This is a genomic window from Burkholderia sp. MR1-5-21 (assembly GCF_053427715.1).
In genome coordinates this window covers 1-25,102 of record NZ_JBSAXD010000048.1, presented here as the reverse complement: position 1 = coordinate 25,102, position 25,102 = coordinate 1, and the positions used below count along the sequence as shown (strand labels likewise).

The 25,102-nt window shown below is 68.8% G+C and carries 18 protein-coding genes; 17 read left to right on the top strand and 1 reads right to left on the bottom strand.

The features are described 5' to 3' along the window. Positions 1 to 17: 17 nt before the first annotated feature. The 16 genes from tssC (at position 18) to ACV229_RS37750 (ending at position 22,298) form a co-directional block, all read left to right on the top strand. Positions 18 to 1,517 (top strand): type VI secretion system contractile sheath large subunit, encoded by a 1,500-nt coding sequence (gene tssC / locus ACV229_RS37825; RefSeq protein ID WP_448088154.1) that lies wholly within the window; start codon positions 18 to 20, stop codon positions 1,515 to 1,517. Positions 1,518 to 1,564: 47 nt separating this feature from the next. Next, positions 1,565 to 2,053: an Hcp family type VI secretion system effector gene (locus ACV229_RS37820; protein WP_448088153.1), complete on the top strand. Its 489-nt coding sequence runs from the start codon at positions 1,565 to 1,567 to the stop codon at positions 2,051 to 2,053. Between the two features lie 89 nt (positions 2,054 to 2,142). Continuing rightward, entirely contained in the window at positions 2,143 to 2,979 is an 837-nt protein-coding gene (locus ACV229_RS37815; protein WP_448088152.1) for a type VI secretion system accessory protein TagJ, read from the top strand. Further along, positions 2,972 to 3,484 (top strand): type VI secretion system baseplate subunit TssE, encoded by a 513-nt coding sequence (gene tssE / locus ACV229_RS37810; RefSeq protein ID WP_448088151.1) that lies wholly within the window; start codon positions 2,972 to 2,974, stop codon positions 3,482 to 3,484. The genes ACV229_RS37815 and tssE overlap by 8 nt, the downstream gene beginning before the upstream one ends. A 4-nt stretch (positions 3,485 to 3,488) precedes the next feature. Further along, positions 3,489 to 5,366, top strand: a complete 1,878-nt coding sequence (tssF, locus tag ACV229_RS37805; protein WP_448088150.1) for a type VI secretion system baseplate subunit TssF — start codon at positions 3,489 to 3,491, stop codon at positions 5,364 to 5,366. Then, complete coding sequence (gene tssG, locus ACV229_RS37800) at positions 5,351 to 6,418, top strand: type VI secretion system baseplate subunit TssG (protein ID WP_448088149.1); 1,068 nt, start codon at positions 5,351 to 5,353, stop codon at positions 6,416 to 6,418. Before tssF ends, tssG begins: the two co-directional genes overlap by 16 nt. Before the next feature lie 3 nt (positions 6,419 to 6,421). Then, positions 6,422 to 9,142 (top strand): type VI secretion system ATPase TssH, encoded by a 2,721-nt coding sequence (tssH, locus tag ACV229_RS37795; RefSeq protein WP_448088148.1) that lies wholly within the window; start codon positions 6,422 to 6,424, stop codon positions 9,140 to 9,142. Positions 9,143 to 9,190: 48 nt separating this feature from the next. Next, entirely contained in the window at positions 9,191 to 9,580 is a 390-nt protein-coding gene (locus ACV229_RS37790; RefSeq protein ID WP_448088147.1) for a DUF4280 domain-containing protein, read from the top strand. A gap of 1 nt (position 9,581) precedes the next feature. Next, the gene (locus ACV229_RS37785) at positions 9,582 to 11,573 is read left to right on the top strand and encodes a type VI secretion system Vgr family protein (protein WP_448088146.1); all 1,992 of its coding nucleotides are present in this window, start codon (positions 9,582 to 9,584) and stop codon (positions 11,571 to 11,573) included. Positions 11,574 to 11,626: 53 nt separating this feature from the next. Continuing rightward, a complete protein-coding gene (gene tagH, locus ACV229_RS37780) occupies positions 11,627 to 13,495 on the top strand; it encodes a type VI secretion system-associated FHA domain protein TagH (RefSeq protein ID WP_448088145.1) in 1,869 nt (622 codons plus the stop codon). Between the two features lie 34 nt (positions 13,496 to 13,529). After that, complete coding sequence (gene tssK / locus ACV229_RS37775; protein ID WP_448088144.1) at positions 13,530 to 14,864, top strand: type VI secretion system baseplate subunit TssK; 1,335 nt, start codon at positions 13,530 to 13,532, stop codon at positions 14,862 to 14,864. A gap of 18 nt (positions 14,865 to 14,882) precedes the next feature. Next, entirely contained in the window at positions 14,883 to 16,190 is a 1,308-nt protein-coding gene (locus ACV229_RS37770) for a DotU family type VI secretion system protein (protein WP_448088143.1), read from the top strand. 31 nt (positions 16,191 to 16,221) lie between these two features. Beyond that, positions 16,222 to 19,767, top strand: a complete 3,546-nt coding sequence (gene tssM / locus ACV229_RS37765; RefSeq protein WP_448088142.1) for a type VI secretion system membrane subunit TssM — start codon at positions 16,222 to 16,224, stop codon at positions 19,765 to 19,767. Further along, a complete protein-coding gene (tagF, locus tag ACV229_RS37760) occupies positions 19,764 to 20,501 on the top strand; it encodes a type VI secretion system-associated protein TagF (protein ID WP_448088141.1) in 738 nt (245 codons plus the stop codon). The genes tssM and tagF overlap by 4 nt, the downstream gene beginning before the upstream one ends. Positions 20,502 to 20,730: 229 nt before the next feature. Next, positions 20,731 to 21,324: an OmpA family protein gene (locus ACV229_RS37755; RefSeq protein ID WP_448088140.1), complete on the top strand. Its 594-nt coding sequence runs from the start codon at positions 20,731 to 20,733 to the stop codon at positions 21,322 to 21,324. Between the two features lie 23 nt (positions 21,325 to 21,347). Further along, positions 21,348 to 22,298 carry a hypothetical protein gene (locus ACV229_RS37750; RefSeq protein WP_448088139.1) on the top strand — a complete coding sequence of 317 codons (951 nt, stop codon included), beginning with the start codon at positions 21,348 to 21,350 and terminating at the stop codon, positions 22,296 to 22,298. Positions 22,299 to 22,378: 80 nt separating this feature from the next. On the opposite strand, the gene ACV229_RS37745 is transcribed toward ACV229_RS37750, so the two are convergent. Further along, positions 22,379 to 23,332, bottom strand: a complete 954-nt coding sequence (locus ACV229_RS37745; RefSeq protein WP_448088138.1) for a LysR family transcriptional regulator — start codon at positions 23,330 to 23,332, stop codon at positions 22,379 to 22,381. Between the two features lie 108 nt (positions 23,333 to 23,440). Here ACV229_RS37745 and ACV229_RS37740 point away from each other — a divergent pair, with 108 nt between their 5' ends. Continuing rightward, positions 23,441 to 24,952 (top strand): CoA-acylating methylmalonate-semialdehyde dehydrogenase, encoded by a 1,512-nt coding sequence (locus tag ACV229_RS37740; RefSeq protein WP_448088137.1) that lies wholly within the window; start codon positions 23,441 to 23,443, stop codon positions 24,950 to 24,952. Positions 24,953 to 25,102 lie beyond the last annotated feature (150 nt).

Genomic DNA, 25,102 nt, shown 5'->3' with positions numbered 1-25,102 from the left:
CCCCCGTGGAGACTGACATGGCCGAACCCAACAGCGAACAGCAGGTTGCCCGGCAGGGCGAAGCGGCGGTCGAGACGAGCGATTTCGCGAGTCTGCTGCAGAAGGAGTTCAAGCCGAAGACCGAGAAGGCGAAGGAAGCGGTCGAAACCGCGGTGCGCACGCTCGCGGAGCAGGCGCTGCGCGACACGAACGTGATCTCGGGCGACGTGCTCGCGACGATCGAGGCGCTGATCGCGCAGATCGACCACAAGCTGTCCGAGCAGATCAACCTGGTCCTCCACTCGGAGGAGTTCCAGAAGGTCGAGAGCGCGTGGCGCGGGCTGCACTACCTGGTCAACAACACCGAGACCGACGAATCGCTGAAGATCCGCGTGATGAACGTGTCGAAGAACGACCTGTACAAGACGCTGAAGAAGTACAAGGGCACCGCGTGGGACCAGAGCCCGTTCTTCAAGAAGCTCTACGAGGAAGAGTACGGACAGTTCGGCGGCGAGCCGTACGGGTGTCTCGTCGCGGATTACTACTTCGACAACAGCGGCCCCGACGTCGACATGCTCACGCAGGTCTCGAAGATCGCCGCGGCGTCGCATGCGCCGTTCATCGCGGGCGCGGACCCGTCGGTGATGCTGATGGATTCGTGGCAGGAGCTCGCGAACCCGCGCGACCTGACGAAGATCTTCCAGACGCCCGAGCATGCGGCGTGGCGCTCGCTGCGTGAATCGGAGGATTCGCGCTACCTCGGGCTCGCGATGCCGCGCTTCCTGGCGCGCGCGCCGTACGGCGCGAAGACGAACCCGGTCGACGAGTTCGACTTCGAGGAAGACACGGCGGGCGCCGACAGCGCGAAGTACGCGTGGGCGAACGCGGCCTACGCGATGGCGACCAACATCAACCGCTCGTTCAAGCTGTACGGCTGGTGCTCGCGGATCCGCGGGATCGAATCGGGCGGCGCGGTCGAAGGGCTGCCCGTGCATGCGTTCCCGACCGACGACGGCGGCGTCGACATGAAATGCCCGACCGAGATCGCGATCAGCGACCGGCGCGAAGCCGAGCTCGCGAAGAACGGCTTCATGCCGCTCGTGCACAAGAAGAATTCGGATTTCGCGGCATTCATCGGCGCGCAGTCGCTGCACAAGCCGGCGGAGTACGACGATCCGGACGCGACCGCGAATGCGAACCTGGCCGCGCGGCTGCCGTACCTGTTCGCGTGCAGCCGCTTCGCGCACTACCTGAAATGCATCGTGCGCGACAAGATCGGCAGCTTCAAGGAACGCGACGACATGCAGCGCTGGCTGCAGGACTGGATCCTGAACTACGTCGACGGCGATCCGGCGCACTCGTCCGAGGATACGAAGGCGCGTCGGCCGCTCGCCGCCGCGGAGGTCGTGATCGAGGAGGTCGAGGGCAATCCCGGTTACTACACGTCGAAGTTTTTCCTGCGTCCGCATTACCAGCTGGAAGGCCTGACCGTATCGCTGCGGCTGGTTTCCAAGCTTCCGTCGGCCAAGGCGGCCTGACGGGAGTCCCATTCAGACACGGAGTCAATTTTTGAGCGGAGAAGAACATGGCCGTCGATATGTTCATCAAGCTGGATACGATCAAGGGCGAATCCAAGGACGACAAGCACAACGAAGAGATCGACGTGCTGGCGTTCAGCTGGGGCATGAGCCAGTCGGGGTCGATGCACATGGCCACGGGCGGCGGCGCCGGCAAGGTGAACGTGCAGGACCTGTCGTTCACCAAGTACGTGGACAAGGCGAGCCCGACGATCATGCTCGCCTGCTGCAAGGGCACGCACCTGAAGGAGGTGGTGTTCACGGTGCGCAAGGCCGGCGACAACCCGCTCGAGTACTACAAGATCACGATGAAGGAAGTGCTGATCAGCTCGGTGTCGACGGGCGGCTCGGGCGGCGAGGACCGCTTCACCGAGAACGTGGTGCTGAACTTCGCGAAGGTCAAGGTCGACTACCAGGCGCAGAGCAAGACCGGCGGCAAGGAAGGCGGCCCGGTCGACATGAAGTGGGACATCCCGGCGAACAAGGAGGGCGAATAAGCTGAAGCGACGCGTCGCGCCGGTCCCGGCGCGGCGCAGCCTGGGCACGCGCCGCGCGCCAGGCGGGCGGTCCGACGGAGCAGACCGACATGACGGCAGAACAGAGTTTGCGAGATGGCGATCTCGACGAAAGCCTGCGCCAGTTGCAGAGCCAGGTTCGCGGCGATCCGGCGAACGCGTCGTACCGCGTGTTCCTGTTCCAGCTCCTCGCGGTGATGGGCCAGTGGGATCGCGCGCTGACGCAACTGAACGTCGTCGGCGATCTCGATGCGTCCGCGCTGCCGATGGTGCAGGTCTATCGCGACGCACTGCAATGCGAAGTGCTGCGCGGCGCGGTGTTCGACGGCGCGCGCACGCCGTTGATCTTCGGCGAACCGACGGCCTGGCTCGCGCTGCTGATCGATGCGTTGCGGCTCGATGCGCACGGCGATGCCGGCGCGGCGGCGCGCGCGCGTGCGAAGGCGTTCGGCGACGCGCCCGCGACGTCGGGCACGCTGAACGGCGAGCCGTTCGAATGGATCGCGGATGCGGACGGCCGGCTCGGGCCGACGCTCGAAGCGGTGCTGAACGGCCGCTATTACTGGATTCCGTTTTTCCGGATCAGGAAGATCGAGATCGACGCGCCGGCCGATCTGCGCGATCGCGTGTGGATGCCCGCGGTGTTCACGTGGGCGAACGACGGGCAGGCGGCCGGACTGATCCCGACGCGCTATGCGCAGACGCTCGGCGAGCGCGATCACACGCTATGGCTCGCGCGCCGCACGGACTGGATCGACATCGGCGGCGGCGAGTCGCGCCCGGTCGGGCAGCGGGTCTTCACGACCGACGCGAACGACCATGCGCTGCTCGACGTGCGCACGCTCGAGCTCGCGGTCGATGCGCAGCCGGCCGACGACAGCGGCGATGCCGCGCCGGGCCATGGCTGATTCCCCCGCGCGCGACCGCCTGCAACCGTCGCTGCTCGATCGGCTGACCGATTTCGAGCCCGACGTGCGGCAGGAGCCGCGGGAGCGGCGCGTGCTGTCGATGCGCGCGCTGCGCGACAGCGTGCAGCGCGATCTCGCGTGGCTGCTGAACGCGAACGGCGTCGCATCGGTGCAGGATCTGTCGTGCTATCCGCATGTCGCGACGTCGGTGCTCAATTTCGGCTTTCCGGACATCGCGGGCAAGACGGCGTCGGGCCTCGACATCGTGCAGATGGAGAAGCGCGTGCGAGACGCGATCTGGGCGTTCGAGCCGCGCATCCTGCGCGATTCGGTGCGCGTGAGCGCGATCCAGCAGGAGGAAACGACCGGCCGTCACAACACGGTGGCGTTCGTCGTCGAAGGGGATCTGTGGGCCCAGCCCTATCCGGAACGGCTCTATTTTCGAACCGAACTCGATCTGGAGGCGGGGGAAGTCAGGGTGATCGACCAGGGCGGTCTGCGCTGAATCCATGAATCCGGAACTGATCCGATACTACAGCCAGGAACTCCAGCACCTGCGCGAAATGGGCGGCGAGTTCGCGCGCGAATTCCCGAAGATCGCCGCGCGGCTCGGGCTCGAGAATCTCGAATGCGCGGACCCGTACGTCGAGCGCCTGCTCGAGGGCTTCAGCTTCCTCGCCGCACGCGTGCAGTACAAGATCGACGCCGAGTTCCCGCGCTTCACGCAGCATCTGGCCGAGCTCGTCTATCCGCACTATCTCGCGCCGACGCCGTCGATGGCCGTCGTGCAGATCCAGCCCGACCTGACGAACCCGGCGCTCGCCGACGGCGTGCGGATCGCGCGCCACAGCACATTGCGCAGCGCGCTCGACAGGAACGGCTCGACGCGCTGCGAATACCGCACGGGCCACGCGCTGACGCTGTGGCCGCTCGACATCGCCGATGCGAAGTTCTTCACCTACTCGGGCTCGCTCGGCGGCGCTGACGTCACACTGCCGCCCGGCGTGAAGGCGGGCCTGCGGCTGCGGCTGCGCGCGACGGGCGGGCTGAAGATCGCGCAGGTCGGCCTCGACCGGCTCGTGCTCTACCTGCGCGGCGCCGACGCGCTGCCGACGCAGATCTACGAGCGGCTGCTCGGGTCGGCGGCCGGCGTCGTCGTGATGCCGGTCACGCGGCCCGCGACATGGCACGTGCAGTTGCCCGCGGACGCCATCAGGCCGGTCGGGTTCGACGCCGACGAAGCGCTGCTGCCGGTGAGCCGGCAATCGTTCGACGGCTATCGGCTGCTGCAGGAATATTTCGCGTTTCCGCAGCGCTTCCTGTTCGTCGGCATCGACGGCCTGCTGCCCGCGCTGCGGCGTTGCGCCGACAGCGAAGTCGAAGTGATCGTGCTGCTCAGGCGCGGCGATCCGGTGCTCGAACAATCGCTCGACGCGTCGAACTTCGCGCTGCATTGCACGCCCGCCGTGAACCTGTTTCCGCGGCGCACCGATCGCATCGCGCTCGCGGCCGAGCAGTTCGAATACCACGTGGTCGCCGACCGCACGCGGCCGATGGACTTCGAGATCCATCAGATCGACGATGTGACCGGCTACAGCACCGGCACCGTCGCCGAACAGAAGTTCGAGCCGTTCTATCACGCGCGCGATCTCGGCGCGTCGTATCACGGCGCCGCGTACTTCCAGGTGCGCCGCGAACAGCGGCTGCCGTCTGCGCGCCAGAACGAGCGCGGCCCGCGCACCGGCTATCTCGGCAGCGAGACGTTCATCGCGCTCGTCGACGCGGCCAATGCGCCGTTTCGCGGCGACCTGCGCCAGCTCGGGCTGCAGGTGCTGTGCACGAATCGCGACCTGCCGCTGATGATGTCGGTCGGCACCGGCCCGAGCGACTTCACGCTCGACGTCGAGGCGCCCGTCGAGCGCGTGCGTTGCGTGAACGGGCCGAGCCGGCCGCTGCCGTCGTTCGCGCACGGCCCGGTCGCGTGGCGGCTGCTCAGCCATCTGTCGCTGAACTACGCGTCGCTGCTCGATACGGACCCGCAGCAGGGCGCGCGTGCGCTGCGCGATCTGCTGGGGCTGTACTGCCCGGCCGACGATGCCGCGACGCAACGGATGATCGAAGGCGTGCGCGCGATCGATTCGCGCGCCGTCACGCGCCGGCTGCCGTTCGGCGGGCCGATCGCGTTCGGGCGCGGGCTCGAGGTCACGCTGACGTTCGACGAAGGGCCATTCGAAGGCGCGGGCGCGTTCGTGCTCGGCGCGGTGCTCGCGCAATTCTTCGCGCAATACGTGTCGATCAATTCGTTTGCGGAAACCGTGGTCCGCTCGCAGTCGCGCGGCGAGCTGATGCGATGGCCGGCGAGGGGCGGACGATGCCGGACGCTCTGACGCTGCTGCGCGCGCTCGAAGCCGATGCCGGGCGCTTCGACTTCTTCCAGGCCGTGCGGCTGATCGAGAACGCGCATCCGCACCTGCCGCGCATCGGCGCGTCGCTGCGGCCGCGCGACGACGCGGTGCGCTTCATGCAGGAGCCGGAGCTCACGTTCCAGCCGACGACGCTCGGTGCGTACGCGCCGGCGGGCGACGGCCGCGCGGCGCGGCTGTCGGTCAGGTTCTTCGGGCTGCTCGGGCCGAACGGGCCGATGCCGCTGCACCTGACCGAGTACGTCCGCGACCGCCTGCGCAACGGCAACGATCCGACGTTCGCGCGCTTTCTCGACGTGTTCCATCACCGGATGGTCGCGCTGTTTTACCGCGCGTGGGCCGATGCGCAGCCGGCCGTGAATCTCGACCGGGCCGATCGCGACCGCTTTTCTACGTACGTCGGCACCGTGTTCGGGCTCGGCGAGCCCGCGCTGCGCAATCGCGACGCCGTGCCCGACTTCGCGAAGCTGCATTTCGCGGGCCTGCTCGCCGCGCCGACGCGTCACGCGGCGGGCCTCAGGCTCGTGCTGTCGCGCTTTTTCGAGCTGCCGGTCGACATCGAGCAGTGGGTCGGCCACTGGATGACGCTGCCCGCCGCCGACGTGACGCGGCTCGGCGCGCGCGACGGGTCGTCGCGGCTCGGCGTGTCGACGCTCGTCGGCGCGCGCGTATGGGACGGCCAGCACAAGTTCCGCATCGTGATCGGGCCGTTGTCGATCGGCGACTACGAGCGCTTCCTGCCGGGCGGCGACAGCCTGCGGCGGCTCGTCGACTGGGTGCGCAACTACGTGCGCGACGGGCTCGACTGGGACGTGAACCTGCAGCTGAAGCAGCCCGACGTGCCGCGCCTGAAGCTCGGGCGCCACGCGCGGCTCGGCTACACGAGCTGGATGCTGAGCGGCCCGGCCGCCGGCGACCAGCGCCAGCTTCTGCTGCGTCCCGCCGATGGCGCGGGGCGGCCATGCGGGCGAGCGCAGGCGAACGAGCCGGACCGACCGACTTCAACGAGGAGCTGAACCATGGCCGAAATCAAACGCGCCGCCTTGTTCGGCAAGCTGAACAAGCTCGGATACCGCGCGATCGAAAGCGCGAACGTGTTCTGCAAGCTGCGCGGCAATCCGTATATCGAGCTCGTCCACTGGTTCCATCAGATCCTGCAATTGCAGGATTCGGACCTGCACCGGATCGTCCGGCATTTCGGCATCGATCCGGCCGGGCTCGCGCGCGACCTGACCGACGCGCTCGACCGGCTGCCGCGCGGCGCCGGCTCGATGGTCGACATCGGCTCGCAGGTCGAGGAGGCGGTCGAGCGCGGCTGGGTGTTCGGCTCGCTGCTGTTCGGCGAATCGCAGGTCCGCACCGGGCACCTGGTCGTCGGGCTGCTGAAGACGCCGTCGCTGCGCAACGCGCTGTACGGGATCTCGCGGCAGTTCGAGCGCGTGAAGCTCGATGCGCTCGTCGACGAATTCGACGCGCTGCTCGGCGGCTCGCCGGAAGCGGCGATGACGGCGACCGACGGCTTTTCGGCGGTGAGCGCGACGGCGGGCGGCGAGGGCAGCGAGGGCGGCGCGGTGCCGCCCGCCGCGCTGGGCAAGCAGGAAGCGCTCAGGCGCTTCACGACCGACCTGACCGAGCAGGCGCGCAGCGGCAAGCTCGATCCGATCGTCGGGCGCGACGAGGAGATCCGGCAGGTGGTCGACATCCTGATGCGGCGCCGCCAGAACAATCCGATCCTCACCGGCGAAGCGGGCGTCGGCAAGACCGCCGTCGTCGAAGGCTTCGCGCAGCGGATCGTCGCGGGCGACGTGCCGCCGCCGCTGCGCGACGTGCAGCTGCGGATGCTCGACGTCGGGCTGCTGCAGGCCGGCGCGAGCATGAAGGGCGAGTTCGAGAACCGGCTGCGCCAGGTGATCGAGGAAGTGCAGGCGTCCGAGAAGCCGGTGATCCTGTTCATCGACGAGGCGCATACGCTCGTCGGCGCGGGCGGTGCGGCCGGCACCGGCGACGCGGCGAACCTGCTGAAGCCCGCGCTCGCGCGCGGCACGCTGCGCACGGTCGCCGCGACGACGTGGGCCGAGTACAAGAAGCACATCGAGAAGGATCCGGCGCTCACGCGACGCTTCCAGGTCGTGCAGGTGCCCGAGCCGGACGAGACGAAGGCGATCCTGATGATGCGCGGCATTACGTCGACGATGGAGAAGCATCACAAGGTGCAGATCCTCGACGAAGCGCTCGACGCGGCCGTGCGGCTGTCGCACCGCTACATTCCCGCGCGCCAGCTTCCGGACAAGGCGGTGAGCCTGCTCGATACCGCATGCGCGCGCGTCGCGGTCAGCCAGCATGCGACGCCGCCGTCGGTCGACGATTCGCGCAAGCGGATCGCCGCGCTCGAGACCGAGCTCGAGATTATCGGTCGCGAGACGGCGGTCGGCGTCGATACCCGCGAGCGCGCCGCGCTGGCGTCGGAGAAGCGCGACGCGGAGAAAGCGCGGCTCGCCGCGCTCGAAGCGCGCTGGGAGACGGAGAAAGGGCTCGTCGCGCGCATTCTCGACCTGCGTGCGCAATTGCGCGGCGAGACCGGCAAGGTCGAAGGCGCGTCCGAAGTGGTCGCCGCGGGGGCGAACGCGGAAGTGCACACGGATCCGGCGACGGCCGAAGCACGGCTGGCCGAACTGCGCGAGCTGCAGGCGACGCTTGCCGCGCAGCAGGGCGACGATCCGCTGATCCTGCCGACGGTCGATCGCCAGGCGGTCGCGTCGGTCGTGCAGGACTGGACCGGGATTCCGGTCGGCCGGATGGTGAAGAACGAGATCGAGAGCGTGCTGAAGCTCGCCGAGAACCTGAACCGGCGGATCATCGGCCAGGGCCACGCGACCGAGATGATCGCGAAGCGGATCCAGACGTCGCGGGCGGGCCTCGACAACCCGAACAAGCCGATCGGCGTGTTCCTGCTCGCGGGCACGTCGGGTGTCGGCAAGACCGAGACGGCGCTCGCGCTCGCCGAAGTGCTGTACGGCGGCGAGCAGAACGTGATCACGATCAACATGAGCGAGTACCAGGAAGCGCACACGGTGTCGTCGCTGAAGGGTGCGCCGCCCGGCTACGTCGGCTACGGCGAGGGCGGCGTGCTGACCGAGGCCGTGCGCCGCCGGCCTTACAGCGTCGTGCTGCTCGACGAGGTCGAGAAGGCGCATCCGGACGTGCATGAGATCTTCTTCCAGGTGTTCGACAAGGGCTGGATGGAGGACGGCGAAGGGCGCGTGATCGACTTCAAGAACACGCTGATCCTGCTGACGACCAACGCCGGCACCGACCTGATCTCGAACCTCTGCAAGGATCCGGAGCTGATACCCGATCCGGAGGGTATCGCGAAGGCGCTGCGCGAGCCGCTGCTGAAGGTGTTCCCGCCCGCGCTGCTCGGCCGGCTCGTCGTGATTCCGTATTACCCGCTGTCCGACGAGATGCTCGGCGCGATCATCCGGCTGCAGCTCGGGCGCATCGCGTCGCGGATCCGCGCGGCGTACCGGATCCCGTTCACGTACGACGACGACGTGGTGAAGCTGATCGCGAGCCGCTGCACCGAACTCGAAAGCGGCGGCCGCATGATCGACGCGATCCTGACGAACACGCTGCTGCCGCAGATCAGCAACGAGTTCCTGATCCGGATGATGAACGGCGCAAGCGTGTCGAAGGTGCAGGTCGGCGCGCGCGAAGGGGAGTTCGTCTATGCGTTCGATTGACCCTGCACCGGATGGCTGCTTGCGAACCTGACCGACCGGAGAACGAACATGCCGCAACAAGTCAGCATGGGCGCCACGCTGCAGTGCTCGTTCGGCCTCGCGCCGTCGACGCTCGTCGTGCTGCCCGTCAACCAGGTGATGGGCGAAGGGCCGCCGGCCGCGAACATCATGGATCACGTGCCGATGGTCAACATCATGCCGTTCGGCATGTGCTCGTCGCCGGCGAATCCGATGGTGGCGGCGGCGACGGCCGCGGCGATGGGCGTGCTGACGCCGATGCCGTGCATCCCCGCGACGCTGTCGCCGTGGGCGCCCGGCGCGCCGACCGTGATCCTCGGCAACCAGCCGTCGCTCGACAACGTGTCCAAATGCATGTGCAACTGGCAGGGCGTCGTCAGCATCGTGGAGCCGGCGACCGTCAACACGATGATCCCGTGACATGACCACGTACGATCCGAACCGCCACGTGTCCGTCCGTTGCGAGCCCGCGGGCCGCGACCTGCTGTTCCTGCGCCTCGTCGGCACCGAGGAGCTCGGCCGCCTGAGCGAGTACCGTGTCGAGCTTCTGAGCCCGAGCAACGACCTGAGCCCGGCGGCGCTGCTCGGCCAGGACATCTCGGTCGCGATCTCGCTGCCCGCCGACGGCGAGCGGCAGATCAACGGGATCGTCACCGCGTTCCGGATCGTCGCGCCCGGCGATCGCACCGTGAACCGCCTCGCGCGTTACGAGGCGGTGGTGCGGCCACGGCTCTGGCTGCTCACGCGCGCGTCGCACTGCCGCTTCTTCCATGAGATGACGGTGCCCGACATCGTCACGCACGTGCTGCGCGACTATCACGTCGATCTCAGCAACAAGTGCGCGGCGACGTATCCGACGCTCGAGCATTGCGCGCAGTACCGCGAGACCGATTTCGCGTTCGTGAGCCGGCTGATGGAGCGCGAAGGGATCTACTACTACTTCGAGCATCGCGGCGGCAAGCACACGCTCGTGCTGACCGATTCCGGCGACGTGCATGCGCCGATCGAGCACTACCCGACGATTTCGTACGACGCATGGTACGAGCCGTCGCACGAGAAGGAGTGCGTGTACGAATGGTCGTCGGGCGCGGAGCTGCAGACGGGCAAGTACGAGGTGAACGACTACGATTTCGAGAAGCCGTCGTCGAGCAACCAGCAGGGGCTCGTGTCGCGCGCGACGCGGCCCGACGTCTACGATCCGGCCGTTCATACGATGCAGGAGCATCTGGCCGGCCACGTGCAATCGGGCGACGGCGATCGCTATGCGCGCGTCGGCGTCGAGATCCGGCAGGCGCGCAACGACAGCATCTTCGGGCGCTCGACCGCGCGCGGGATCTGGCCGGGCGGGCTGTTCAGGCTGCAGGACCACGCGAGCGACGCGCAGAACCGCGACTATCTCGTCGTCAGTGCCGCGTATGAGATCCATTCGGATACGTACATCTCGACGTCCGGCGGCGACGCGGCGCTGCCGTTCTACGATTGCAGCTTCACCGCGTTGCGCAAGGAAAACCACTTCCGTTCGGAGCGCGTCACGCCGAAGCCGGTGGTCGCGGGGCCGCAGACGGCGGTCGTCGTCGGCCCGGACGGCGACGAGATCCTCACCGACAAGTACGGCCGCATCAAGGTGCAGTTTCACTGGGAGCAGTTCGCGCCGCCCGCGGACGCGGGCGAGCGGATGAAGCGCTGCTGGGTGCGCGTGTCGCAGGGCTGGGCCGGCAAGAGCTGGGGATCGTTCTTCATTCCGCGCATCGGGCACGAGGTGATCGTCGATTTCATCGAGGGCGATCCCGACCGGCCGCTCGTCACGGGCAGCGTGTACAACGCGAACACGATGCCGCCCTATGCGCTGCCCGCGAACGCGGCGCTGTCGACGTTCAAGAGCAACTCGACGAAGGGCGGCGGCGGCTTCAACGAGGTCCGCTTCGACGACACGAAGGGCAGCGAGCAGCTGTTCGTGCATGCGGAGAAGGATCATGAAACCTGGATCAAGAACGACACGCTGACGAACATCGCGAACGACCGCCACATGAAGGTCGGCGGCAGCGAATACGTCGAGATCACCGGCGCGCTCAACGAAAAAGTGGTTGGCGATGCGAAGACGCAGATCGGCGGCAGCGCGTCGCTGAAGGTCACGAGCAAGCTGCAGGAGCAGGTCGGGACGAATTACGCGATCGACGCGGGCGCGAACATCCACATCAAGGCGGGCGCGAACGTCGTGATCGAGGCGGGCGCGAGCATCACGCTGAAGGCGGGCGGCGCGTTCGTCGTGATCGGGCCCGTGAGCGTCGCGGTGTCGGGCACGCCGATCCTGCTGAACTCGGGCGGATCGGCCGGGTCCGGCGACGGCTCGTCGCCGGATGCGCCCACCGCGCCAAAGGATGCCGACGACGGCACCCGGAAACTCAAGTCGTAACCGACTTAATGGACTTAACGGACGCGAGGACGCGAACCTAGCCGAGGCCGCCGATGCCATTGACGAATCCGATACTGTCGCTGCGTGTCGCCAGGTGCAACGACGAACCCGTCGCGGAGCCGATCGCGGTCGAGTTCGGCCCCGCGGGCGGCACGATCGGCCGCGCGACCGACTGCACGCTCGTGCTGCCCGATCAGCAGCGCGCGATTTCGCGGGTGCAGGCGCGTATCGAGTGCCGCGGCGGCGACTATCTGATCTGCGATGTCGGCGGCAATCCGAGTGTGCTCAACGGCAACGCGATCGGTGGCACGCGCGAGGCGCGGCTCGCCGACGGCGACCGCCTGAAGATCGGGCCGTATCTGCTCGAAGTGGCGGTCGGCGAGCGGGCGGCGAGCGCGCAGCCGGGTTTTCATGATCCGCTCGCGGCCGCGCAGGTGGTGAGCGGCCCGTTGCCCGAAGGCGCGGCGCTCGGCGCGTTCAATCTCGGTGCGCTCGATCCGCTCGGGCAGCCTGGGTTCGGCAAGGGGGGCGTGTCGACGCGGCCCGGTTTTGAAGGATCGCATAGCGACCATGTGCCGCCTGAGTTCGAGGCGTTTTCGGCGCCGGCGGCTGCGGCAATGTCAGCGGCCGCACCGGCGGCGGGAGCCGGAGCCGGTGCAGGAGCAGGAGCAGGAGCAGGAGCAGGAGCAGGAGCAGGAGCAGGAGCAGGAGCAGGAGCAGGAGCAGGAGCAGGAGCAGGAGCAGGAGCAGGAGCAGGAGCAGGAGCAGGAGCAGGAGCAGGAGCGGCGGCGTTCGGCAGCGGGATTCCGGCCGATTACGATCCGCTCGCCGATGCGCTCGCGCAATGGGACGCGCATGCGGATCAGGCGATGCGACAGGGCGCGGCAACTGGTACCGCCGCGCAGACGGTGCCTGTCGTGCCGTTCGCGCCGGTTACGCCAGACGCACCGACGGCAGCGCCCGCGTTTGTGCCCGCGCAGATCATGCCGCCACGTTCGCAGGGCGGGCCGACCGGCCTGCCTGCAAGTCTGCTCGAAGGGCCCGGGGCCGGCGGCGCGACGCCGTTCGACGACCTGTTCGGCGCGCCGCCGGCGTCTGCCGCGCCTGCCGCACAGCCCGCGCCGGTTCCGGTACCAGCGCCGTCGTTGTCCGAAGCGCTGTTGGCAAACCCACCTGCTCATGCGTCCGCAGCGCCAGCATCCCCGCCGCAGCCCGCGCAACGGCCAGCAGCGCCGCAGCAGCCGGAGCCGCAACCTGTGGTGCAGCCGTCCGCGCCATCCGCATCGCCGACATCGCCCACATCGTCCGACCCAACCCTCGCCGCACTGCTCAACGGCCTCGGCCTCGACCCTTCGCGCCCCCCGAACCTGCCGGCGCCCGAGTTCGCGCGGCTCGTCGGTGCGATGCTGCGCGACGCGCTGCGCGGGACGATGGCCGTGCTGCGCGCGCGCTCGACGACCAAGCGCGAGGCGCGTCTCGACACGACCGTGATCGTCGCACGCGACAACAATCCGCTGAAGTTCTTCCCCGACGTCGACAGCGCGCTCGCGCAGATGATGACGGGCCGCAGCGCGGGCTACCTGCCGCCGGAGCAGGCGCTCGAGCATGCGTTCGCCGACATCGAATCGCATGAGCTCGCGGTGATCGCCGGCATGCGGGCGGCGCTCGCGCACGTGCTCGGCCGCTTCGACCCGGCGGCGCTCGAAGCGCAGCTCGCGGAGCAGGGCGTGATGGACAAGATCCTGTCGAACCGCAAGGCGAAGCTGTGGGACCGCTTCGTCGCGATGCAGGCGCAGATCGCGCGCGAAAGCGACGACGATTTCCAGCGGCTGTTCGGCCAGGCGTTCAACGAAGCGTACGAGGCGCAGATCGACGCGCTGCTCGCCGCGCGCAAGACCGGCGAGTCCGGCCAGTCCGGCTAGGCGCGCCGGCCCACCCACGTCACCATGCGAAATCATGTCCTGGAACAGCAAAGTCATCTGGTCGGAAGGCATGTTCCTGCAGCCGCAGCACCTGCAGCAGCACGACCGTTTCCTGCAGACACAGCTCGAGCTGCGCGCATCGGGGCTGCGTCCATACGGCTGGGGGTTTGCGGCGCTCGAGCTCGACGAACAGCTGCTGAAGCTCGGCAAGGTCGCGCTGCTGTCGTGCGCGGGCGCGCTCCCCGACGGCACGCCGTTCAACCTGCCCGCCGACGACGACCTGCCGGTCCCGCTCGACATTCCGGAAGGCACGCGCAATGTGCTCGTCGTGCTGGCGCTGCCGGTGCGGCGCCCGGGCGTCGCGGAGACGGGCAACGGCGACACCGACGAGAACTTCGCGCGACACCGGATCGGCGAGCTCGACGTGGCCGACAGCAACGATCCGAACGCGAGCACCGCGCTGATGCAGATCGGCAAGCTGCGCGTGCGGCTCGCGCTCGAACCGGACGTCGCCAACGCGTATACGTCGCTCGGCGTCGTGCGTATCGTCGAGCGGCTGCCGGACAATCGCGTCGTGCTCGATCCCGACTACAGCGCGCCATGCGTCGACTATCGCGTCGCGCCCCGCCTCGCGGCATTCGCCGACGATCTCGTCGGCCTGCTGCACCAGCGCGGCGAGGCGCTCGCCACGCGGCTCGCGCAGCCGGGCGTGACGGGCGTCGCCGAAGTCGCGGATTTCCTGCTGCTGCAGTTGATCAACCGCCACGAGCCGCTCGCGTCGCATCTGTCGACGATGACCGGGCTGCATCCGGAAGACCTGTACCGGGTCGTCGTGCAGCTTGCGGGCGAGCTCGCGACGTTCAGCCAGACGACGAAGCGGCCGCGCGCGTATCCCGTCTACCGGCACGACCGGCTGCAGGAGAGCTTCGCGCCGGTGATCGCCGACCTGCGCGCGTCGCTGTCGATGGTGATGGATCCGCATGCGGTGCCGATTCCGCTCGAGGAGCGCAAGTTCGGGCTGCGTGTCGCGCTCGTGCCGGACAAGAACCTGTACGCATCGGCGACGTTCGTGCTCGCGGTCAACGCGCAGGTGCCCGCCGAGACGATCCTGACGGGCTTTGCGCCGCAGGTGAAGATCGGGCCGATCGAGCGGATCCGCGACCTGGTGAACCTGCAGCTGCCCGGCGTCGGCTTGCGCGCGCTGCCGGTCGCGCCGCGCCAGCTGCCGTTTCATGCGGGCTACACGTATTTCGAGCTCGACCGCGGCAACGAGCTGTGGAAGCAGTTTGCGACCTCGGCAGGCATGGCGCTGCACGTCGCCGGCGATTTCCCCGGATTGAAGATGGAATTCTGGGCCATCCGCCGCTGAATTGAGAGGACGCTCATCGTGACTCCTGACGAACCTCGCGTGCCGGCCGACGATCCCGGCGCGACGATCCTGATCCCGACCCCGGGCGGCGCGCGCGCGGCGTTCGCCGCGGCCGGTACGCTTGGCGCAGCCGACGCGGCGGTCGCGCCGATTCCCGCGAGCGCGGGCGGCCTCAACCCGCTGCTGCGCGCCGCCAATCCGCTGCTCGAACTCGCGCTGCCGCTGCGCCAGCTTCCGACACACCCGAACGTCGAGGAATTGCGCGCACAGCTGATCCAGATGATGCGCACATTCGAGCAGCAAGGCCGCTCGAACGGCCTCGACGACGAGAAGCTCGCCGCGTCGCGCTACTGCCTGTGCACGTTTCTCGACGAGGCGATTTCGAGCACGCCGTGGGGCGCGGGGCTGTGGGCGAGCCGCAGCCTGCTCGTCACGTTCCACAACGAGGCATCGGGCGGCGAGCGTTTCTTCGTGATCCTGCAGCGGCTCGCGCAGAATCCGGTCGCGAATGCCGACGTGCTCGAGCTGATCTACGTGATCCTCGCGCTCGGCTTCGAAGGGCGCTACCGGCTGATCGACGGCGGACGCGGCCAGCTCGACACGATCCGCGAACGCCTCGAGCAGATGATCCGCGCGCAGCGCGGCGCGCCCGAGCGGGACCTGTCGCCGCACTGGGCGCCGGTGAAGGCCGAGCGCAAGCCGCTGCTGCAGCTCGTGCCGATCTGGGTTGCCGCGGCCATTGCGTGCACGGTGCTCGTCGCCGTGCATCTGGTGTTGAGCTTCCGGCTGAACGATGCGTCCGACCGCGTGTTCGACACGCTGCACGGCGTTCGCGTTGCGCCGGCGCCTGTGTTCGCCGCGAAGCCGGCCGCCGCGCCGAAGCTCGCGCCGGCGCTCACGCAGTTCCTCGCGCCGGAAATCGCGCGCGGTCTCGTGCGCGTGACCGAAGCGGCCGACCGCACGATCGTCACGATCAACGGCGACGGCCTGTTCGCGTCGGGCAGCGCGGAACTCGAACCGCAGTTCGTGCCGTTGATCGAGCGCATCGGCGACGCGCTGAAGGATTTCCCCGGCAACGTCGTCGTCGCCGGCCACACGGACAACCAGCGCGTGTTCTCCGCGCGCTTCCCGTCGAACTGGCACCTGTCGCAGGCGCGCGCGGACGTCGTGAAGGACATGCTCGCTGCGCGCGTCGGCTCGCCGCGGCGCTTCACGGCCGAGGGCCGCGCCGATACCGAGCCGGTCGCGCCGAACGATTCGCCCGCGAACCGCGCGAAGAACCGCCGCGTCGACATCACGATCCTCGCACCGGGCGCCGCATCGTGAGCGGCCGGTCACGCATCGAAGGGAGCTGCGAATGAAGCTCTTGAACTGGCTCGTACGCCCGATCGTGCTGTCGCTCGTCGGCGTGGTGGCGCTGTCGCTGATCGTCTGGATCGAAGGGCCGCTGCTCGCGTTCGCCGGCAGCGAGCCGTTCGCGACGTCCGGCAGCCGCTGGGCCGTGATCGCGATCCTGTTCGTGCTGTGGGCGCTGTACTGGGGCGTGCGCTGGCTTGCCGCGCGGCTCGCGAACGTCCGCTTCACGCGCGTCGTGGCCGAGGGCGCGGCCGAGCCCGCGCCAGGAAAGAAGGAATCCGAAGCGGATCTTGCGACGCTGAAGCAGCGCTTCGACGAGGCGATGGCAATCCTGCGCAAGGATCGCGTGAAAGGCCGCTTCGGCAGCCAGTACGTGTATCAGCTGCCGTGGTACATGTTCGTCGGCGCGCCCGGCACCGGCAAGACCACCGCGCTCGTGCATTCGGGGCTGCGCTTTCCGCTCGCGGAGCGGCTCGGCAAGCAGGCAGTCGGCGGCGTCGGCGGCACGCGCAACTGCGACTGGTGGTTTACCGACGACGCGGTGCTGCTCGACACCGCGGGCCGCTTCACGACGCAGGACAGCTTTGCCGAAGCCGATCAGGCCGCGTGGGCCGGCTTCCTGCAGCTGCTGCGCAAGTACCGGCCGCGCCGGCCGCTGAACGGCGTGATCGTCGCGCTGTCCGCGCAGGACCTGCTGCAGCTGTCCGACACGCAGCGTGCAATGCAGGCGTCGGCCGTGCGTGAGCGCCTGAAGGAACTCTATACGCGTCTCGGGATGCGGATCCCGGTCTATGTCGTCGTGACCAAATGCGATCTGCTCGCGGGCTTCGTCGAGTTCTTCGACGATCTCGGCCGCGACGAGCGCGAGCAGGTCTGGGGCGTGACCTTCCCGTTCGACGACAAGGGCTCGCCCGACGATGCGCTGGCCGCGTTCCCGGCGGAATTCGACGTGCTCGAAAGGCAGTTGCAGTCGCGCGTGCTGCGCCGGATGCAGCAGGAAACCGACACGCGGCGGCGCGCGCTCGTGTACGGCTTTCCGCAGCAGTTCGCGGGGCTCGAGAACGTGTTGCAGGCGTTCCTGAACGATGCATTCAGCACGTCGCGCTTCGAGCAGTCGGCGCTGTTGCGCGGCGTGTATTTCACGAGCGGCACGCAGGAGGGGCGGCCGATCGATCGCGTGATGAGCGCGGTCGCGTCGGCGCTTGGTTTGAGGCGGCAGGTCGTGCTGCCCGATGCGTCGGCGGGGCGCGCGTATTTCATCATGCGCCTGATGCGCGACGTGATCTTCCAGGAGGCCGGGCTCGCGGGGACGAACGCGGTGCTCGAACAGCGCCGCGCGTGGCTGCAGCGGATCGCGCTCGGGCTGATCGGCGTGCTGTTGGCGGCCGCGCTGATCGGATTTTTCGTCAGCTACGGGCGCAACCGCGCGTATGTCTCGACGGTCGAGCAGCGTGTCGCCGATCTGCAGAAACGCGCGCAGGCGACCCAGCCCGGCGATGATCCGCTCGCGCTGCTGCCGCTGCTGAACGCGGCCCGCGATCTCCCCGGCGGCTATGCGGACCGCGACAAGCCGGTGCCGCTGCTGTCGCGGCTCGGGCTCTACCAGGGCGACAAGCTCGGCCTCGAAGCGCAGGCGAGTTATCGCCGGCTGCTGCGCCAGACGCTGCTGCCGCTCGTCGTGCGGCGGATGGAGGAGGAGTTGCGCCGTGGCGACGCGAACAACCCGGACTTCCAGTACGAAGTGCTGCGCGCGTATCTGATGCTCGGCGACGCCACGCATTTCGACGCGGACGCGGTGCGGCTCTGGGCTGACGTCGACTGGCGGCGCGGGCCGTTGCGCGATGCGGGCGACGACGCGCGCAACGACGTCGACGGCCATCTCGCCGCGCTGTTCCAGCCGTCGCAGTTCGATGCGTCGCTGCCGCTCGACAAGGCGCTGATCGAGCAGGCGCGCGCGACGCTCGCGCGGATGCCGCTCGCGCAGCGGATGTTCAACCGCGTGCAGCGCGATCTCGCGCAGGCGAAGCTGCCGGAGTTCACGGTTGCGAACGCGGCGGGCCGCAATGCGTCGCTCGTGCTCGCCAGGAAGAGCGGCGCGCCGCTCACGCGCGGCGTGGCCGGCGCCTACACGCGGGCCGGCTACCGGAAGTTCGGCGAGCTGCGCGATCTCGCGGTGGTCGACACCGCGAAGGACGACTGGGTGCTCGGCCGCGAGGAATCGGTGCTGGCCCCGAACGGCGTCCAGGACCTGAAGGCCGGGATGACGCGCCTGTACTACGACGAGTACATTCGGCAATGGGACGCACTGCTCGACGATATCGGCGTGGTGCCGATCGATGGCGTCGAGACGGCCGCGCGCATCGCGAATGCGCTCGCCGCGCCCGACTCGCCACTGCGGCTGCTGACGGTCGCGGCCGCGCAGGAGACGACGCTCGGCACCGTGACGACGGGCGGCTCGCTCGCGGAGCAGGGCGTGGCCGCGTTGACGGGCAAGGTCGACGCGATGAAGAAGCGGCTGGAGAGTGCGCTCGGCAATCCGCCTGACGACACGGCCGCGCCGGCGGCGGCTGACGTCAATCCCGTCGATGCGCATTTCCAGGCGCTGCACGACATCGCAGGCAAGCCCGGCGCGCCGGGGCCGGTTCCGCTCGACGCGCCGCTCGCGGCGCTGAAGGACGCGGCCGCGTATCTCGCGTCGGCCGATGCCGCGCGCCGGCAGGGGCTGCCGCCGCCGCCGGGTGACGCGGTCGCCAAGCTGAAGCTCGCCGCGCAGGGCATGCCGCAGCCAGTCGCGGCGGTGGTCGGCGACGTCGCGGGCAGCACGTCGGCGCTGATGGTCGGCGGCGAACGTGCGCGGCTCAACGCGCTGTGGCAGGGTAGTGTCGCGCCGCTGTGCCGGCAGGCGCTCGACGGCCGCTATCCGCTGGTGCGCGCGTCGTCGCGCGACGCAACGCCCGACGATTTCGGCAAGGTGCTTGGCCCGGGCGGGCTGATCGACGATTTCTTCCAGAAGAATCTCGCGAGCTTCGTCGACATGTCCGGGCCGCAGTGGCGCTGGCGCGCGGGCACCGATTCGCTCGGGATTCCCGCCGACGTGCTCGTGCAGTTCCAGCGCGCCGCGCAGATCCGCGATGCGTTCTTCCGTGCGGGCGGCCGCGACGTGTCGGTGCGTTTCGCGGTGAAGTCGGTCGCGATCGATCCGTCGCTGTCGCAGGTGCTGCTCGACATCGACGGCCAGCAGCTGGTCGTGAAGCCCGGCGCGCCGCAGATGATGGTGTTCCAGTGGCCGAGCGGCAAGGGCACCGGGCAGGCGCACGTCGAGTTCACGCCGGCCGGCGCGGGCAGCGCGCCGCGCGCCGACGGGCCGTGGGCGCTGCTGCGCCTGATGGATGCCGCGAATCTGCGGCCGGCCGGCCAGGCCGACCGGTTCAGCTTCGGCTTCCAGTCGGACGGGCACCGCGCCGATTTCGAGCTCGCGGCGAACAGCGTGATGAATCCGTTCCGGCGCGGCCTGTTCGAGCAGTTCCGTTGCCCGGACCGGCTATGACCGACGCAGACGGCCCGGGGCCTGGATTTTTCGGCAAGGTGCGCACGCGCGGCGATTTCGTGTCGCGGCGGCTGCCGCCCACGTTCACCGCGCCGTGGGATGCGAGCCTGCAGCGCGGCATGGTGTACGCACGCGACTGGTTCGCGACGCAGTGGCTGGCCGTCTATCTGAATGCACCGCTGTGGAATTTCGCGATCGGGGCCGGCGTGTGCGGCGCGTCCGCGTGGGTGGGGGTGCTGATGCCGGGCGTCGATCGCGTCGGACGGTTTTTTCCGTTCACGGTTGCCGCGCCGGTGCGGGCCGCGGAACTGGCCGGATGGCTGCGGGGCGCACAGCGCTGGTACGACGACGCGGCGCGGTTTGCGTTGTCGACGCTTGCGGCCGATTTCGTACTCGAGCGCTTTGATGCCGCGTTGAATGCGTTGCAGTTGCCGGGCGATGTGGTGGGCGATGCGGCGGGCGATGGACCGGGTGATGCACCGGGCGGCGCGCGTTGGCGGCTCGCGTTCACGGACGCCGCCGACGGCATGTTCGCGGACCGTCTTGCTGCGGCCGTGCCGCCCGGGCAATGCGCGTGGTGGAGCGAGGGCTCGGATGCAGTGCCGGCCACGCTGCGGATCGGCGCGGGGCTGCCCGACGCGGCGCAGTTCGCGGGCTTGCTCGACGCGTCGTGTCCGGGGTGGGAGACGGTGGTGGCGCTGACGCGTGGCGGCGACGGGCAGGCGACGGAGTAGGCGGGACGCGATCGGAGCCTTGGTTGCGCCGGCTGGCGTTGTTCCGAGGAATTGGCGTGAATGGCGCAAATGCCGTGAATGCCGTGAATGCCGTGAATGCTGCGACAGGCACGGCGCAGCAGCGGTTTCAAATCACATGCGGTCCGTTCGTCTTTGTAAGGCGGGGACCGGCACGGATGCCCGGTCGTCGGCCCCACGGCGGGCGGGTGACTTTTGAGGAGATCGTCGCATGAGGTCCTTCATTTCTTCCTTTTTCCGCTCGCGGACGGCGCGTTGCGCATGGGCCGCCGCGCTCGGTCTGGTATTGGCGCACGCCGCGCACGCGGCCGGCCCGGTCCTGAACGAGCAGGACATCAACGAGCAGGCGATCACCAAGGCGCTCGAGCCGCCCGAGTCGACGGGCGACGTGCTGACGCGCGGCTTCGTGCTGTCGAACAAGGCGGCGCCTGGCGCACCCGCGAAACCGGCGCAGGCGAAGCCGCGCGCCGCGCAGATGCTGATCACGTTCACGAGCAATTCGGCGACGCTCACGAAGTCCGCGCAGGACGCGCTCGACAAGGTCGCGCGGGCGCTGCAGTCCGAGCGGCTCGCCGCGTACCGGTTTCGTGTCGAAGGGCATGCGGACCCGCGCGGGTCCGCCGACGCGAACATGAAGCTGTCGGAAGATCGCGCGGCGGCCGTCGTCGAGTATCTGACGCAGAAGGACGGGATCGCGCCCGAGCGTCTGTCGTCGGTTGGAAAGGGCTCGACGGAGCCGCTGAACCGCCGCAACCCGGCCGCGCCCGAGAACCGGCGCGTGACGATCGTGACCGTGACCGACTAGGCGCGGTTCGGCGGAGCGCATCGATGAAAGCCTTCGCGCCGATGCGGGGCGGGCGGGTGGCGGCCGCGCTCGCGATCGCGTGTGCGGTAGCCGTTGCCAGTACCGGCACAGCGGTTGCGGAGGGCGGGGCGCCCGGCGCGGCGGCCGCGCCGGCGGAGCCGGCGGGCCGCAACATGGCCACCGATCCGGTGCCGCCGCGCGACGAGCCGATCCCGATCGCGCGTCTCGACGCATCGCTGCTCGTCGGCGAACGGCTGCGGCAGTTCACGATCACCGACCAGCCGGGGCTGTTCGTGCTGTACACGCCCGGTCTTGCGGAGCAAGGCGCGATGTTTTCGCGGATCGTCGCGCTGTTCGAGCGGCGCGACATGCCGCGCGACCGGATCGTGAGCATGACCGCGATTGAACGGCACGCGCACCGCTTCGACACCGATCCGGCGGACCTGACCGCGGGCAACAATTTCAGCACGACCGAGCTCGCGCATTTCTTCGACATCGCGCGCCGCCAGCGTCTGACGCTGACGGAAGGCGAGCGCACGCTGCAGGCGCTCCTCACCGGATGGGGGCTGATTCGCGACGAGGACGGCGCGCGGCGGCCGCGTAGCGCGCGCGAGTTCCTGATCACGATCCCGGGCCCCGGCCCCGCGCCCGACGGCACGACGATCGACGCCACGGCGCGCGCGGCGATCCTGAACCACGAGCTTGGCCACTGGCGCTACTTTTCCGATCCGGCCTATGCGCACGCGTGCCGGACGTTCTGGTGGCACGACCTGACGTTCGCGGAGCGCGCGGAACTCACACGTCAGCTCGCGAACGTCGGCTACGACCCGCGCGACCGGATCGTGATCGACGAGACGCAGGCGTATCTGCTGCACACGCCGGCCGAGTACATCCCGTTTACGGATACGACGGCGATCGATGTGGCCGGCGTGCGCCGCCGGCTGCAGGAGCGGGTCGGGCACGCAGCGTGGTGAGCACGTGCCGGGTGCGCAAAGAATATCGGGTCACGTTGGTGAACGCGGCCGCCACGGCAGCGACGAGCCCGGCGGGCCCCCTAAAGCGGAAACCCCTCCGCGAAACATTCGCGCAGATGGCTGACGAACAGGCCGACCGCGCGCGGAACATGCGTCGCGTAGGGCCTGAGCACGTAGAGCTGTTCGGCGAACGTGCCTGTGACGCGCCAGTCCGGCAATAGCCGCACGAGCTTGCCGGCCTGCACCGCCGCCTGCGCGGTGAAGTCGGGCAGCAGCGCGATGCCGAGGCTGTCGAGCGCCGCGTCGCGCAGCGTTTCGCTGTTGTTCGCGGAAAACGGTCCGTTCACCGGCAGCACGATCCGTTCCGCCGTCGCGCCGGATGCGGGCTTGCGCGGCGGGTTGTGCTCGAACGACCACGTCGCCGCGCCGGACGAGCGCGGATAGAACAGGCAATCGTGGTCCGCGAGATCTTCCGGCCTGGCCGGCGTACCGCGCCGGCGCAGGTAGGCGCGTGTCGCCACGATCACCGACCGCGTTTCGCACAGCGTCCACGCGACGCACGTATCGGGCGCCTCCGCACTGTGCCGGATCGCGAGATCGAAGCCTTCGGCCGCGAGCGACACGAGCCGGTCGGACACCTCCAGCTGGACGCGAACGGCCGGATGCGCCTTCAGGAACGCGGGCAGCCTCGGCACGAGCTGCTGCCGCGCAAACGCCACGGGCGCCGTGATGCGCAGCTGCCCGCGCACGACGCCCGCGAGCTCGCGAACGTTCGCGAAGCTGGCGGCGATCTGCGCGTATTGGCCCCGCGTATCCTCGACGAGCTGCTGTCCGGCTTCCGTCAGCCGGACGCTGCGCGTCGTGCGCTGTACGAGTGAAATGCCCGCGGCGCGCTCCAGTTCCGCAATCCGCTGGCTCACGGCCGCCTTGCTGACGCCGAGCCGCGCGGCCGTCGCGGTGTAGCTGCCCTGTTCGGCCAGCATCGTGAGCCAGTGCAGATGTGTCCACAGGTTTTCGGCGTTCTGGATATCCATAGACTGATTGTTCACGATCGAAAACAATGAGTTCAACGATAGCATCTTTGCAGACCGCCCGGCGCTCCCTACACTGCCTCCATCGCAAACCATCAACAGGAGGACGACATGCAGGCTTACCGAGACAGCGCGAACGTCGGTCATTTCATCCACGGCGCCCGCACGGACGGCACGGGTACGCGTACCCAGCCGATCTTCAATCCGGCCACGGGCGCGGCGGCGCGCACGCTGCTGCTCGGCGAGGTGGCTGACGTCGACGCGGCCGTCGCGAGCGCGAAGGCCGCCTTCCCGGGCTGGAGCAACACGCCGCCGATCCGCCGCGCCCGTGTGATGCTGCGTTTCCTCGAATTGATGAACCGGCGTCGCGACGAACTCGCCGCGATCATCACGGCCGAGCACGGCAAGGTGTTTTCCGATGCGCAGGGCGAGGTTGCGCGCGGCATCGACGTGATCGAGTTCGCGTGCGGCATTCCGCAACTGCTCAAGGGCGACTACACGGAGCAGGTGTCGACCGGCATGGACAACTGGACGACGCGCCAGGCGCTCGGCGTCGTCGCGGGCATCACGCCGTTCAATTTCCCGTGCATGGTGCCGTGCTGGATGTTCCCGGTCGCGATCGCGGCGGGCAATACGTTCGTGCTGAAGCCGAGCGAGCGCGACCCGTCGGCGTCGCTGTTCATGGCAGAACTGCTGAAAGAGGCCGGCCTGCCCGATGGCGTGTTCAACGTCGTGCAGGGCGACAAGGCCGTCGTGGATGCGCTGCTCACGCATCGCGACGTGAAGGCGGTGAGCTTCGTCGGCTCGACGCCGATCGCCAGCTACATCTACGAGACGGGCGCGCGGCACGGCAAGCGCGTGCAGGCGCTCGGCGGCGCGAAGAACCATCTGGTGGTGATGCCGGATGCGGACCTGAACCAGGCCGTCGACGCATTGATCGGCGCCGCGTACGGATCGGCCGGCGAGCGCTGCATGGCGATCTCGGTCGCGGTGCTGGTTGGCGATGTCGCCGACCGGATCGTTCCGCTGCTCGCCGAGCGTGCCCGCGCGTTGCGCGTGAAGGACGGCATGGAAGCCGATGCGGAGATGGGCCCCGTCGTGACGCGCCAGGCGCTCGAGCGCATCGAAGGCTACATCGCGGCTGGCGTGGAAGAGGGCGCGCAACTCGTGGTGGACGGCCGCGGCCTGAAGGTGCCGGGGCGCGAGGAAGGCTTCTTCACCGGCGGCACACTGTTCGATCACGTGACGCCCGACATGCGCATCTACAAGGAAGAGATCTTCGGCCCGGTGCTCGGATGCGTGCGCGTGAAAGATTTCGCCGAGGCGGTCGAGCTGATCAATGCGCATGAGTTCGGCAACGGCGTCGCATGCTTTACGCGCGACGGCCACGTGGCGCGCGAATTCGGCCGCCTGATCGACGTGGGCATGGTCGGCATCAACGTGCCGATCCCGGTGCCGATGGCATGGCACGGCTTCGGCGGCTGGAAGCGCAGCCTGTTCGGCGACATGCACGCGTACGGCGAGGAAGGCGTGCGTTTCTATACGAAGCAGAAGTCGATCATGCAGCGCTGGCCCGAGAGCATCGAGAAGGGCGCCGAGTTCGCGATGCCGACTGCGAAGTGATGGAGCGCTTGTAGTGTTGGGGACGGGATGCCGTTCCCAAGCAATGAATGTGAATGCCGCCGGTTCGCCGGTGGCATTTTTTTTGGGGTCCTTTGCGGATTTCCGGGAACGCGGGGCGGCCTGTCGGCGATCGGCCATGAAGAGTCGTTC

Coding starts and splice junctions, on each gene's coding strand:
- ACV229_RS37745 (WP_448088138.1), bottom strand. CDS start 23,332: ATGGATATCCAGAACGCCGAAAACCTGTGGACACATCTGCACTGGCTC.
- tssK (WP_448088144.1), top strand. CDS start 13,530: ATGTCCTGGAACAGCAAAGTCATCTGGTCGGAAGGCATGTTCCTGCAG.
- tssC (WP_448088154.1), top strand. CDS start 18: ATGGCCGAACCCAACAGCGAACAGCAGGTTGCCCGGCAGGGCGAAGCG.
- tagF (WP_448088141.1), top strand. CDS start 19,764: ATGACCGACGCAGACGGCCCGGGGCCTGGATTTTTCGGCAAGGTGCGC.
- ACV229_RS37815 (WP_448088152.1), top strand. CDS start 2,143: ATGACGGCAGAACAGAGTTTGCGAGATGGCGATCTCGACGAAAGCCTG.
- tssG (WP_448088149.1), top strand. CDS start 5,351: ATGCCGGACGCTCTGACGCTGCTGCGCGCGCTCGAAGCCGATGCCGGG.
- ACV229_RS37790 (WP_448088147.1), top strand. CDS start 9,191: ATGCCGCAACAAGTCAGCATGGGCGCCACGCTGCAGTGCTCGTTCGGC.
- ACV229_RS37740 (WP_448088137.1), top strand. CDS start 23,441: ATGCAGGCTTACCGAGACAGCGCGAACGTCGGTCATTTCATCCACGGC.
- ACV229_RS37820 (WP_448088153.1), top strand. CDS start 1,565: ATGGCCGTCGATATGTTCATCAAGCTGGATACGATCAAGGGCGAATCC.
- tssE (WP_448088151.1), top strand. CDS start 2,972: ATGGCTGATTCCCCCGCGCGCGACCGCCTGCAACCGTCGCTGCTCGAT.
- tssH (WP_448088148.1), top strand. CDS start 6,422: ATGGCCGAAATCAAACGCGCCGCCTTGTTCGGCAAGCTGAACAAGCTC.
- ACV229_RS37755 (WP_448088140.1), top strand. CDS start 20,731: ATGAGGTCCTTCATTTCTTCCTTTTTCCGCTCGCGGACGGCGCGTTGC.
- ACV229_RS37750 (WP_448088139.1), top strand. CDS start 21,348: ATGAAAGCCTTCGCGCCGATGCGGGGCGGGCGGGTGGCGGCCGCGCTC.
- tssF (WP_448088150.1), top strand. CDS start 3,489: ATGAATCCGGAACTGATCCGATACTACAGCCAGGAACTCCAGCACCTG.
- ACV229_RS37785 (WP_448088146.1), top strand. CDS start 9,582: ATGACCACGTACGATCCGAACCGCCACGTGTCCGTCCGTTGCGAGCCC.
- tssM (WP_448088142.1), top strand. CDS start 16,222: ATGAAGCTCTTGAACTGGCTCGTACGCCCGATCGTGCTGTCGCTCGTC.
- tagH (WP_448088145.1), top strand. CDS start 11,627: ATGCCATTGACGAATCCGATACTGTCGCTGCGTGTCGCCAGGTGCAAC.